Origin of the sequence: Tsukamurella conjunctivitidis (genome assembly GCF_007858475.1) — a bacterium.
In the GTDB taxonomy this organism is placed as follows: domain Bacteria; phylum Actinomycetota; class Actinomycetes; order Mycobacteriales; family Mycobacteriaceae; genus Tsukamurella; species Tsukamurella conjunctivitidis.
Map to the genome: position 1 here is coordinate 394653 of NZ_VIGX01000003.1, position 11599 is coordinate 406251.

The following is an 11599-nucleotide window of genomic DNA, read 5'->3' on the forward strand; positions in this document are numbered from 1 at the left end:
CCAGGCACCCACTCCGACACCGACGACAGGCAAAGGAACACACCCATGACGGTGCTCCGCAGCACCCCGGCCCCCGACGCCGCCGCGTACCGCGAGACCATGCTCGGCAAGCTCGCCGACCTCACCGCCGAGTTCGACAAGGCCCTGGCGGGCGGCGGCGAGAAGTACGTGGAGCGGCACCGGGGGCGCGGCAAGCTCACGGCCCGGGAGCGCATCGACAGCGTGCTCGATCCGGCTTCCCCGTTCCTCGAGCTGATGCCGCTCGCGGCGTGGGGCAGCGACTTCCAGGTGGGCGCCTCCCTCGTCGGCGGCATCGGCGTGGTCGAGGGCGTCGAGGTGATGATCGTCGCGAACGACCCCACCGTCAAGGGCGGCACCTCGAACCCGTGGACCCTACGCAAGTCGCTGCGCCTCAACGACATCGCCAAGGAGAACCGGCTCCCGGTGCTCTCCCTGGTCGAGTCCGGCGGCGCCGACCTCCCCACACAGAAGGAGGTCTTCGTCCCCGGCGGCGCGATGTTCCGCAACCTGACGCAGCTGTCCAAGGCCGGTATCCCGACCATCTCGGTGGTCTACGGCAACTCCACCGCCGGCGGCGCGTACATCCCCGGCATGAGCGATCACGTGGTGATGATCAAGGAGCGCTCCAAGGTCTTCCTCGCCGGGCCGCCCCTGGTGAAGGCCGCGACGGGCGAGATCTCCGACGACGAGACGCTCGGCGGCGCCGAGATGCACTCCCGCACCTCGGGCCTCGGCGACTACATGGCCAACGACGAGCTCGATGCCGCACGGATCGCGCGCTCGATCGTCAAACGCCTCAATTGGCACAAGCAGGGCACGGCTCCGTCGAGCCTGGTCAAGCCCCCGCGCTACGACGCCGAGGGCCTGCTCGACATCGTCCCGGACGATCTGAAGATCCCGTTCGACCCGCGCGAGATCATCGCCCACATCGTGGACGACTCCGACTACGACGAGTTCAAGCCGCTCTACGGCGGCTCACTGACCACCGGTTGGGCGAACCTGCACGGCTACCCGATCGGCATTCTCGCGAACGCGCGCGGCGTCCTCTTCTCCGAGGAAGCGCAGAAGGCCACGCAGTTCATCCAGCTGGCCAACCGCTACGACACGCCGCTGCTGTTCATCCACAACACCACCGGCTACATGGTGGGCGCCGAGTACGAGCGCGGCGGCATGATCAAGCACGGCTCGATGATGATCAACGCGGTCTCCAACTCGGAGGTGCCGCACCTCTCGCTGATCGCCGGCGCCTCGTACGGCGCGGGCCACTACGGCATGGCGGGCCGCGCCTTCAACCCGCGCTTCCTGTTCTCCTGGCCGAGTGCGCGTTCCGCGGTCATGGGCGCCAAGCAACTCGCCGACGTGGTCACCGAGGTCGCCGCCGCCTCGGCCGCCTCCCGCGGTCAGGCGATGGACCCCGCGTTCGTCGACGGCATGCGCACCGCGATCGAGACCCAGATCGACAAGGAGTCCCTGCCGGCCTTCATGTCCGGAATGCTCTACGACGACGGCATCATCGACCCCCGCGACACCCGCACGGTGCTCGGCATGGCGCTCTCCGCCATCCACAACGGCCCCGTCCACGGCACCGACGCCTTCGGCGTCTTCCGGATGTGAGGAACCCATGACGACATTCGATTCCGTCCTCGTCGCCAATCGCGGCGAGATCGCCCGCCGCGTCATCGCCGCGGCGCACGCCCGCGGCCTGCGCGCCGTCGCGGTGTACTCCGACCCGGACGCCTCCGCGCCGCACGTCACGGAGGCCGACGAGGCCGTGCGCCTGCCCGGCGAGTCCCCCGCTGATACCTACCTGCAGGGCGAGAAGATCATCGCCGCGGCGAAGGCCACCGGCGCGCAGGCGATCCACCCCGGTTACGGCTTCCTCTCCGAGAACGCCGACTTCGCCGCCGCGGTCCACGCGGCCGGGCTCACCTGGATCGGTCCCTCCCCCGAGGCGATCACAGCGATGGGCTCCAAGGTCGCGGCGAAGGCGCGCCTCGCCGAGGCCGGTGTCCCGATGCTGACGAACCTCACGCCGGATCAGGTCTCCGACAGCGACTTCCCCGTGCTGGTGAAGGCCTCCGCAGGCGGCGGCGGTCGCGGCATGCGCGTGGTCCGCACCCGTGCGGAGCTGCAGGAGAATCTGGACGCCGCCGAGCGCGAGGCGAAGTCCGCCTTCGGCGACGGGACCGTCTTCTGCGAGCGCTACCTCGAGCGCGGCCGCCACATCGAGGTCCAGGTGATGGCCGACTCCCAGGGCACCGTCTGGGCCGTGGGCGAGCGCGAGTGCTCGATCCAGCGCCGCCACCAGAAGGTGCTCGAGGAGGCACCGTCGCCGCTCGTCGAGCGCCACCCGGCGATGCGGACCGCCCTGTACGAGGCGGCCGCCAACGCCGCCAAGGCCATCGGCTACACCGGCGCGGGCACCGTCGAATTCCTCGCGACGGACGCGGGCGAGTTCTTCTTCCTCGAGGTGAACACGCGTCTGCAGGTGGAGCACCCGGTCACCGAGGCCACCACCGGCCTCGACCTCGTGGGCCTCCAGTTCGACGTGGCCGCCGGCCTTCCCCTGCCGTCGGCCGAGCCGCCCGCCACCCGCGGCTGGGCCATCGAGGCCCGCCTCTACGCGGAGGATCCGGCCAACGACTGGCGCCCGGCCGCCGGCACCGTGCACCGCTTCGAGGTCCCCGGCGTGGTCAGCGAGTTCTCCGGCCCGGATCGTCCCGGCATCCGGCTCGACAGCGCGCTGGCGCCCCGCGACAGCGTCGTGGAGGTCTTCTACGACCCGATGCTGGCGAAGGTCATCGGCTACGCCCCGACTCGCGCGCAGGCCCTCGCGATCACCGAGGCCGCCCTGCGCAAGGCTGTGATCCACGGCCTCACCACGAACCGCGACCTCCTCGTGCGCGTCCTCGCGGACGCGGACTTCAAGGCGGGCGACTTCGCGACGGACTTCCTCACCGGTGAGCGGCTCGAGCGGCTCGCGGCGCCGCTGCTGGGCGAGGACGAGCTCGCCGAGGCGGCAGCGGCCGCCGGGGCGGTGCTGGACCGCCGGGGTGCCGCCGCGAGCCCGCTGCCGCACGTCGCACCCGGCTGGCGCAACCTCGGTTCCCGCACCCTGGTACCGGAGTTCCGCACCGCCGACGACCGCGACTTCCGAGCTGACGGCGGACGGGTCGCCGCCGTCACCGACGACGGGGAGCGCGCCACTGTCGCGGTCGAGCGCGACGGTGTCCGGCGCACCGTCGCCGTCACCGCCTACCCCGGTGACCAGACCGTGGTCGAGGTGGAGACCGCGCGGGGCGCGGCGACGCTGACGCTCGTGAACCCGCTGCCCTCGGCGGACGCCGCGGCCGCCGCGGGCTCGCTGCTCGCGCCGATGCCCGGCGTGATCACCCGGATCGGCGCGCAGGCGGGCGATTCCGTCACCGCCGGTCAACCGGTGCTGTGGATGGAGGCCATGAAGATGGAGCACGCCATCTCCGCCCCCGCCGACGGCGTCATCGCCTCCATCCCGGTCGAGGTGGGCCAGAACATCGATGCCGGCGCGGTCGTCGCCGTGCTGGAAGAGACGGAGTAACAGGGAATGAGCACCACGGAAGCCATTTCGATGGACGTCATCGAGTCCGACGAGCGCCAGGCGCTCCGCACGACGGTCTCGGATCTCGGTAAGCAGTTCGGCCCCGAGTACATGCGCGAGAAGATCGCGGCCGGCGAGGGCCCCACCGAGCTGTGGAAGGCCGCGGGCGATCTCGGCCTGATCGGCGTGAACATCGCCGAGCAGTACGGCGGCGGCGGCGCCGGGATGTACGAGCTGGGCATCGTCGGCGAGGAGCTGGCCGCGGTCGGTTCATCGCTGCTCATGCTGGTGGTCTCCCCCGCCATCAACGGCACCATCATCTCCAGGTTCGGCACGGAGGAGCAGAAGCAGCGCTGGTTGCCGGGCATCGCCTCGGGCGAGACGATCGCCGCCTTCGCGATCACCGAGCCCGACGCGGGCAGTAACAGCCACCGCATCACCACCACCGCCCGGCGCGACGGCGACGACTGGATCATCTCCGGCCAGAAGACCTTCATCTCCGGCATCGAGCTGGCGGACGTGATCCTCGTGGTCTCGCGCAGCGAGGACGCCAAGACCGGCAAGCTGCGCCCCGCGCTCTTCCTCATGCCCACCGACTCGCCCGGCCTGCAGAAGACCAAGATCCCCATGGAGGTGGGCCTGCCGGAGTCGCAGTGGACGCTCTTCTTCGACGACGTCCGCCTGCCCGCCGAGGCGCTCGTCGGCGAGCCCGACGCCGCCATCGCGCAGCTCTTCGCCGGGCTCAACCCGGAGCGCATCATGGCCGCCGCCGGCTCGGTCGGCTCGGCCCGGTACGCGATCGACCGCGCGGTGGCGTACGCCAAGGAGCGCACCGTCTTCAAGGTCCCGATCGGCGCGCACCAGGCCATCGCCCACCCGCTCGCCGAGCTCAAGGTCGAGACGGAGCTGGCGAAGCTCATGCTGCAGAAGGCGGCGACGCTCTACGACGCCGGCCAGGAGTTCGCCGCGGCCGAGGCAGCGAACATGGCGAAGTTCGCGGGCGGCGAGGCCGGCGCGAAGGCCGTCGACCGCGCGATCCACTCGCTCGGCGGCAACGGCCTCACCACCGAGTACGGCCTCGCACAGATGCTGGTCGCCTCGCGCCTGTTCCGCATCGCGCCGGTCAGCCGCGAGATGGTGCTCAACTTCATCTCCGAGCACTCGCTCGGTCTGCCCAAGAGCTACTAGGAGTCCGCATGACCGAACCCCTGGTCCGGTACGACACCACGAACGGGGCCGCGTACCTCACGATCGACAGCCCGCACAACCGCAACGCGATCTCGCAGCGGCTCCTCGCCGACCTGAGCGCCGGGCTGCAGCGGGCTGCCGCGGACGACGCCGCACGCGCCGTGGTGCTCACGCACACCGGCACCACCTTCTGCGCGGGTGCGGACCTCAAGGAGGCGGCGACCGGCGCCGGGAGCGGAGCGAGCGGGCCGAATGACTCTCGTTCCGGGGCCGGCTCGGACCCGAAGTCGCGCACCCTCGCCATGATCGGCGCGATGCGCGGCATCATCGAGTGCCCGAAGCCGGTGATCGCCCAGGTCGACGGCCACGTCCGGGCCGGCGGCTTCGGCCTCATCGGCTCCTGCGACTTCGTCTTCGCCGGTCCCGCCGCCTCCTTCGCCGTCACGGAAACGCGGATCGGCGTCGCGCCGGCGATGGTCTCGCTGGTACTGCTCCCGCACCTCCCGTCCCGGGTCGCCTCCACACTGCTGCTCACGGGCCGCAAGTTCGACGGTGCCGAGGCCGCCGGCTACGGCCTCATCACCGCGGCGGTGGACGACCCGGCGACCGCGGTCGCCGAGCAGCTCGCCGAGCTGCAGCTGTGCAGCCCGCAGGGCCTGCGGGAGACGAAACAGATCCTCTGGCACGATGTCCTGCGCTCCTTCGACGAGCGGGCGGACGCCCTCGGGGAGCAGTCGGCGCGATTGTTCGGCTCCCCCGAGTCCGTCGAGGGGATCACCGCGTTCCTGCAGAAGCGCGCGCCGAGCTGGGCCGAACCGGTACCGGCGGAATAGGCTGCATTCGATGACTCCCCTCCGCCCGCCCATTCGCGCACCCCAGCAGTCCCGCAGCCGGGAGACCCGGCAGCGGCTGCTGGAGACCACCATCGCCTCGCTGGCGGCCCGCGGCTGGACCGCGACCACCGTGGGCAGTGTGGCGCGGCAGGCGGGAGTCTCGCGCGGCGCCGCGCAGCACCACTTCCCCACGCGGGAGGACCTGATCAGTGCCGCGCTGGAGTACATGGGCGAGCAACGGCTCGCGCAGGTCGCGCAGGCGGGCGCGGCGGTCCCCGAGGGTCCCGACCGCCCGTACGCGGTGGCGCGGCTGATCGTCGAGTACTACACCGACGACCTGTTCAAGGCGGCCCTGCACGTCTGGACCGCAGCGGCGAGCGACGACGCGCTCCGCGAGCGGATGCTGCCCTTCGAGAACAAGCACTCCCGCGAGGTCTTCGCCCTCGCCATGCGGCTGCTCGGCGTGGACCGGGACGACGACGAGGCGCGTAGGGCCGTGCAGGCCACGCTGGATCTGGCCCGCGGGCTGGGCCTGGCGGACCTGCTGTCCGACGACGAGGTGCGCCGCGAGCAGGTCGTCGAGTTCTGGGGCCGCCAGCTGGCGTCGGTGTTCGCAGCGCGCTGAGCCGCGCCGTGCGTGCCCGTCGGCCTACGCCTTGTCGAGGTAGTCGCCGCGGTCGCCGCCGAGGATGACCTCGTTCATCGCCCGCAGCGCCGGGTGCCGCTCGAGTTCCGGGTCCTCGCCGACGATCTCGTAGGCGAGATCTCGAGCAGCGTGCAGCACGTCGCCGTCGTGGGCGAGATCGAGGAAGCTCAGGCGCCGGGCGAGACCGGACTGGTCGACGCCGAGGATGTCGCCGAACCCCCGGTACTCGAGGTCCAGCTGGGCGAGCGCGAAGCCGTCGACGGTCTCGGCGACCTTGTGCAGCCGCTCCAGCGTGCGCTCCGACCCGGTGGCGGTGATGAGCAGGCACAGGCCGGGCAGCCCGCCGCGGCCGACGCGGCCGCGCAGCTGGTGCAGCTGGCTGATGCCGAAGCGGTCCGCGTCGCGGACCACCATGGTGGTGGCGTTCGCGACGTCCACGCCGACCTCGATCACGGTGGTGGCGACCAGGACGTCGATCTCTCCGGCGGCGAAGGCGGCCATGATTTCGGACTTCTCCTCGGCGGGGAGACGACCGTGCAGCAGGGCGATCCGGTGCTCGCCGAGCGGCCCCGCGGCGAGCTCGTCGTACATCTCCAGCGCCGACACCGTCTTCCGCTTCGCGTCCTCCTCCTCAGCGGGTTCGGCGCGGGACGCGCCCCGACCCGCCGCCTTCGGAGCGGGCTCGGCGACGCGGTCGAAATCGTAGTCCTCGTCGGTGAAACCGGCCTTGGCCTGCTCCCCGGTCGCGTCGTCCCCGATCCGGGGGCACACGACGTACACCTGGCGGCCCGAGCGGACCTCCTCGTCGACGCGCGCCCAGGCCCGCGCGACCCACGCCTCGCGGTGCTCGGGAACCACCGAGGTCTGGATCGGCTGCCGCCCACGCGGCAGCTCACGCAGGACCGAGGTCGTCATGTCGCCGAACTGCGCCAGGGCGACGGTGCGCGGGATGGGGGTCGCGGTCATCACCAACAGGTGCGGCATCGAATCGTCGTCGGAGCTCTCGCCGGTGCCCTTGCGCCGCAGTCGGTCGCGCTGCTCCACGCCGAAGCGGTGCTGCTCGTCGACCACCACCAGACCGAGCCGGAAGAATTCGACGGTGTCCTCCAGCAGCGCGTGCGTGCCGATGACGATGCCGGCCTCGCCGGTCACGATGCGCAGCAGCGCGGCGCGGCGCTGCTTCACCGTCATCGAGCCGGTCAGGAGCGTCACCGTGGTCGCGGCATCGGCGGCGCCCAGTTGCCCGGCCTCGGCGAGATCGCCGAGCATCTTCGTGATCGACAGCAGGTGCTGAGTCGCCAGCACCTCCGTGGGCGCCAGGAGGACCGCCTGGTGGCCCGCGTCGACCGCGGCGAGCATCGCCAGCAGCGCGACGAGGGTCTTACCGGAGCCGACCTCGCCCTGCAGCAGCCGGGTCATCGGGTGGTCGCGGGCCATGTCGCCGAGGATCTCGGCGAGCACCTCCTCCTGGCCGGCGGTGAGGGAGAACGGGAGCCGCTCCCGGAGCCCTGCCTGCAGCGGACCGTCGGGCGCATGCAGCGGCGGAGCGCCGACGACGCCGACGTCGTGGGCCCGGCGTGCGAGGGCGCTCTCGATGGCCACGGCCTCGTCGAAGGCGAGACGGCGCCGCGCGCGGTCGGCCTGCGCGCGACCGTCGGGCTTGTGCGCGGCGCGGACGGCGTCGTCCAGACTCATGAGCGCGTGGAGCGCGAGAAACTCGGGCGGCAGCGATTCCGGCACCGGCGCGAGCCGCTTGAGGACGCTGTCCACCAGCGAGAGGATGAGCCAGGTCGGCATGTTCTTGGTGCCGTGGTAGATCGGGACCGTCGGCTGCATGAGCAGGCTCAGGTCGGCGAACTTGAGCCGCTTGGATCCCGCCTTGGTCGACCCGGCCTCGTTGGCGGCGAGCGCCTCCGCGGAGGTGATGCTCGTATCGGGCAGGACCAACCACTCGGGGTGGGTGAGCTGGAGCTTGCCGTTGAACTCGCCGAGCCGGCCGATCAGCAGAAGCTGCCGGTCCGGCTGGATGGGCTTGGGCAGGTAGTTGAAGAAGGTCACGTCGTAGGCACGGACCTTGTTGACCACCTGCACCTTGAACATCTTCTTGCCGCGGTGGTGCGCCCGCGGCGGCGTGATCGCCGTGACCGTGCCGATGACCACCACGTCGTCGCCGATCCGAGGCTCGGATCGCCGCGTACCGTCGTCCTCGACGGCTCCGCCCTCGTACCGGAACGGGAAGTGCCGCAACAGGTCACCGACGGTGACGAGCCCGAGCTCGGCGGTCGCCGCCTCGGCGATCTCGGGGTCGACGGCCTCGGCGAGGGGCGTCTGCAGCGTGAGGGAGCGCGCAGCGGTCATTCGACGCCGATCTCCATCACGCTCGCGGTCTGCCCTCCGGTGTAGCCGACGACCTCGACCTCCGGGCGATCGGGCCGCAGGGCGGCGCTGACGCGGTCGGGGAAGTCGCCGTCGCCGGCCTCCCCCAGCAGCACGGTGACCATGTCGCCGCCCGTCGCGAGCAGCAGCTCCGCGAGGGCCTCGCCCGCGGAGTACTGGTCCTCCTCGAGAACGACGACCTCGCCGCCGACCATGCCGAGGTAGTCGCCGGGGCCGCAGGGACCGAGGATCGTCAGCGCGTCCTCCGTGACGGCCACCACGGACCCGCAACGCGCGCCCGCGGCCGCCTCCGCCATCGAGTAGGTGTCGTCGGCCGCGTGGCCGTTCGGCTCGTGCACGGCGAGCGCGGCGATCGCCTGCACCATCGACGACGTCGGCAGCAACGTCACCAGCACCCCCGACTCGCGCGACCGCGCGGCGACCGCGAGCAGCTCCGGAGTGGGCAGCGCACCGTTGGGCATGAGCAGGACCTCGCGCCCCTCGAAGCGGTGCAACGCGGCCAGCAGTTCAGCGTGGGTCATCCCGCTGTCGCACCGGATCACCTCCGCGCCCGCGTCCGCGAACAACTCGGCGGCGCCGTCGCCGGACACCAGCGCGACGATGGCCCGCGGCGCGTCCAACAGGGCCTGCAGCGGCGTCTCGGTGTGGCCGGTCTCCTGCAGCACGTTGACGGCGATGCTGCGCAGGGTGCCGTGCCGCAGGCCCGCCTGGATCGCGGCGCCGGGCTCGGTGGTGTGCGTGTGGACCGACCAGGTCGCGACCGGGTCCGGATCCGCCGCGGCGACCACCACCACGGAATCGCCGAACGCCTGGAGCTCCGCCCGCAACCGGTTCGCCGTGGCCTCGGTGGCCGCGGACAGGAGGTACATCACCTCGTAGTCGGCGTGCGGGCCGCGCGGCGGGTCGCCGTGCGCAGCGTGGTCGTGGGGGTGCCCGTGCCCCTCGTCGACGTGCACCTGGACGTGCGGCGCGATCTGCCGTCCGAACCGCGGGCGCTCGGCGGCACCGCCCGCGGTGACCTCGACGAGCGCGTCCAGGAGGACGAGCAGGCCGCGCCCGCCCGCATCGACCACGCCGGCGGCGGCGTTGTCGGCGAGCTGGTCCCGGGTGCGCAGCAGGGCGTCGAAGGCGGCGTCGGCGCAGGCGCGCGCGCAGGCGGCCAGATCGCCGCCGCCCGCCAGTGCGGCGCCGGCACCGTCGGCCGCCGCGCGCAGGACCGAGAGGATGGTGCCCTCGATCGGCTCGGCGACGGCGGTGGTCACGAGATCCGTCGCCTTCCGCAGGCCGGTGGCGAGTCCCTCGGCGGTGAGGTCGGCGTCGGGCCCGAGCTGCCCGGCGAGGCCCCGCATGATCTGCGAGACGATGACCCCCGAGTTGCCGCGCGCGCCGGCCACCGCGCCGGCGACGGTCGCCCGGGCCACGGCGTGCGGTCCCTCGGTGCGGTCCGCGACCTCGGCGGAGCGGGCCGCCGCACGGAGCGTCACGAGCATGTTCGTGCCGGTGTCGGCGTCGGCCACCGGGAAGACGTTGAGGGTGTTGATCTCGTCGACGGCGCGCTCGAGTCCGAGGACGGCGCGCCGCAGCCACGCCACCACCACGCGGCCGTCCTCCGCATTCGGTCCCGTCACAGCTGTCAGCCTAGTGGGCGGGCCCGCGCGGTACGGGCGCCGGAGCGGTTTGGCTCCGCCGCCGCGCTCGGCTATGCTTGCAGGGTTGCCTCGCGTCCGAGCGTGTCCTTCACGTCTGCGACCGGCGGGGCCGAAGCACAGGTTTTCAACGATACGAGGAGTACACGACTATGGCTGCCGTCTGCGACGTCTGCGACAAGGGCCCCGGCTTCGGTAAGTCGGTCTCGCACTCGCACCGGCGTACCAACCGCCGGTGGAACCCGAACATCCAGACCGTGCGCGCCCAGGTCGCGCCCGGCCAGACCCGTCGCCTGAACGTGTGCACCTCGTGCATCAAGGCCGGCAAGGTCGTTCGCGGCTAGTTCGCGATAAGCTCTCCCGAAGGCCCGTCACCTCCTCGAGGTGACGGGCCTTCGGCGTGTGCGACCACGGGGGACGCGCCGAGACGGGCCCGCTGCGCGCCGCCGGGGTCAGCGCACCTGGGCGAGGTGCGGCAGGCGCCAGTCGACGGGTTCCGCGCCCAGCCGGACCAGCGCCTCATTGGCCTTCGAGAAGGGCCGTGAGCCGAAGAAGCCCCGGGAGGCGGACAGCGGCGAGGGGTGCACCGATTCGATCCGCGGCGCATCGCCGAGCCGGGACCCGAGCGACGCGGCGTCACGGCCCCAGAGGATCGCGACGAGCGGGGCGTCGCGCGCGACCAATGCGTCGATGGCGCACTCGGTGACCTTCTCCCAGCCCTTCCCCCGATGCGATGCGGGCGTGCCCGGGCGCACCGTCAGCACGCGGTTCAGCAGCAGCACCCCCTGGTCCGCCCACGGCGACAGGTCGCCGTTCGCGGGCATCGGCAGATCCAGGTCCTCGCAGTACTCCCGGTAGATGTTCTGCAGGCTGCGAGGGATCGGCCGCACCGCCGGATCGACAGAGAAGGAGAGCCCGACCGCGTGCCCCGGCGTGGGGTACGGGTCCTGGCCGACGATGAGCACCCGCACGTCGGCGAAGGGCTGGCGGAAGGCGCGCAGCACGTGCGCGCCCGCCGGCAGGTAGCCGTCGCCGGAGGCGTTCTCGGCGCGCAGGAAGTCGCCGAGCGCGGCGATCTCGTCGGCGACGGGCGCGAGGGCCTCCGCCCATCCGGCCTCGACGCTCTCCGCCAGTGGTTTCGCCGTCATCACCCGTTCTCCTCGGTCTCGGTGAAGGTGTTCCAGCCGCCCGCCGGGGGGCCGGCGTCGCCGTCGACGGTGACGGTGCCCGCGGGCAGGGCGCCTGGTGCCGCCGCCGCGCCGATCGCGCGCCAGCCCGGCGGCAGCGTCGT

General features: G+C 72.2%; 9 protein-coding genes. 6 read left to right on the top strand and 3 right to left on the bottom strand.

Features of this window, described 5'->3' with window-relative positions:
* Positions 1–45 precede the first annotated feature (45 nt).
* Genes FK530_RS08965 through FK530_RS08985 form a run of 5 tightly spaced genes read left to right on the top strand, consistent with a single transcriptional unit; the run spans position 46 to position 6244 of the window.
* Positions 46–1635, top strand: a complete 1590-nt coding sequence (locus tag FK530_RS08965; RefSeq protein WP_146486665.1) for an acyl-CoA carboxylase subunit beta — start codon at positions 46–48, stop codon at positions 1633–1635.
* A 7-nt stretch (positions 1636–1642) separates the two neighbouring features.
* A complete protein-coding gene (locus FK530_RS08970; protein ID WP_146486666.1) occupies positions 1643–3598 on the top strand; it encodes an ATP-binding protein in 1956 nt (651 codons plus the stop codon).
* 6 nt (positions 3599–3604) lie between these two features.
* Entirely contained in the window at positions 3605–4786 is a 1182-nt protein-coding gene (locus FK530_RS08975; RefSeq protein WP_410468434.1) for an acyl-CoA dehydrogenase family protein, read from the top strand.
* Between the two features lie 8 nt (positions 4787–4794).
* Positions 4795–5619, top strand: a complete 825-nt coding sequence (locus tag FK530_RS08980; RefSeq protein WP_146486667.1) for an enoyl-CoA hydratase family protein — start codon at positions 4795–4797, stop codon at positions 5617–5619.
* Positions 5620–5629: 10 nt separating this feature from the next.
* A complete protein-coding gene (locus FK530_RS08985) occupies positions 5630–6244 on the top strand; it encodes a TetR/AcrR family transcriptional regulator (RefSeq protein ID WP_191834059.1) in 615 nt (204 codons plus the stop codon).
* 24 nt (positions 6245–6268) lie between these two features.
* Here the strand turns inward: FK530_RS08985 and FK530_RS08990 are convergent, their stop codons facing one another.
* The gene (locus tag FK530_RS08990; protein ID WP_146486668.1) at positions 6269–8623 is read right to left on the bottom strand and encodes an ATP-dependent DNA helicase RecG; all 2355 of its coding nucleotides are present in this window, start codon (positions 8621–8623) and stop codon (positions 6269–6271) included.
* Positions 8620–10290, bottom strand: coding sequence for a DAK2 domain-containing protein (locus FK530_RS08995; RefSeq protein ID WP_158645060.1), 1671 nt, complete (start codon positions 10288–10290; stop codon positions 8620–8622). Before FK530_RS08995 ends, FK530_RS08990 begins: the two co-directional genes overlap by 4 nt.
* 170 nt (positions 10291–10460) lie before the next feature.
* Here FK530_RS08995 and rpmB point away from each other — a divergent pair, with 170 nt between their 5' ends.
* Positions 10461–10652 carry a 50S ribosomal protein L28 gene (gene rpmB / locus FK530_RS09000; protein ID WP_068521417.1) on the top strand — a complete coding sequence of 64 codons (192 nt, stop codon included), beginning with the start codon at positions 10461–10463 and terminating at the stop codon, positions 10650–10652.
* A 108-nt stretch (positions 10653–10760) separates the two neighbouring features.
* Here the strand turns inward: rpmB and FK530_RS09005 are convergent, their stop codons facing one another.
* Entirely contained in the window at positions 10761–11456 is a 696-nt protein-coding gene (locus tag FK530_RS09005; protein ID WP_146486670.1) for a uracil-DNA glycosylase, read from the bottom strand.
* Positions 11457–11599: the final 143 nt, after the last annotated feature.

Excerpts from the sequence above, each read along its gene's own strand:
- FK530_RS08965 (WP_146486665.1), top strand. The coding sequence starts at position 46 with ATGACGGTGCTCCGCAGCACCCCGGCCCCCGACGCCGCCGCGTACCGC.
- FK530_RS08970 (WP_146486666.1), top strand. The coding sequence starts at position 1,643 with ATGACGACATTCGATTCCGTCCTCGTCGCCAATCGCGGCGAGATCGCC.
- FK530_RS08975 (WP_410468434.1), top strand. The coding sequence starts at position 3,605 with ATGAGCACCACGGAAGCCATTTCGATGGACGTCATCGAGTCCGACGAG.
- FK530_RS08980 (WP_146486667.1), top strand. The coding sequence starts at position 4,795 with ATGACCGAACCCCTGGTCCGGTACGACACCACGAACGGGGCCGCGTAC.
- FK530_RS08985 (WP_191834059.1), top strand. The coding sequence starts at position 5,630 with ATGACTCCCCTCCGCCCGCCCATTCGCGCACCCCAGCAGTCCCGCAGC.
- FK530_RS08990 (WP_146486668.1), bottom strand. The coding sequence starts at position 8,623 with ATGACCGCTGCGCGCTCCCTCACGCTGCAGACGCCCCTCGCCGAGGCC.
- rpmB (WP_068521417.1), top strand. The coding sequence starts at position 10,461 with ATGGCTGCCGTCTGCGACGTCTGCGACAAGGGCCCCGGCTTCGGTAAG.
- FK530_RS09005 (WP_146486670.1), bottom strand. The coding sequence starts at position 11,456 with ATGACGGCGAAACCACTGGCGGAGAGCGTCGAGGCCGGATGGGCGGAG.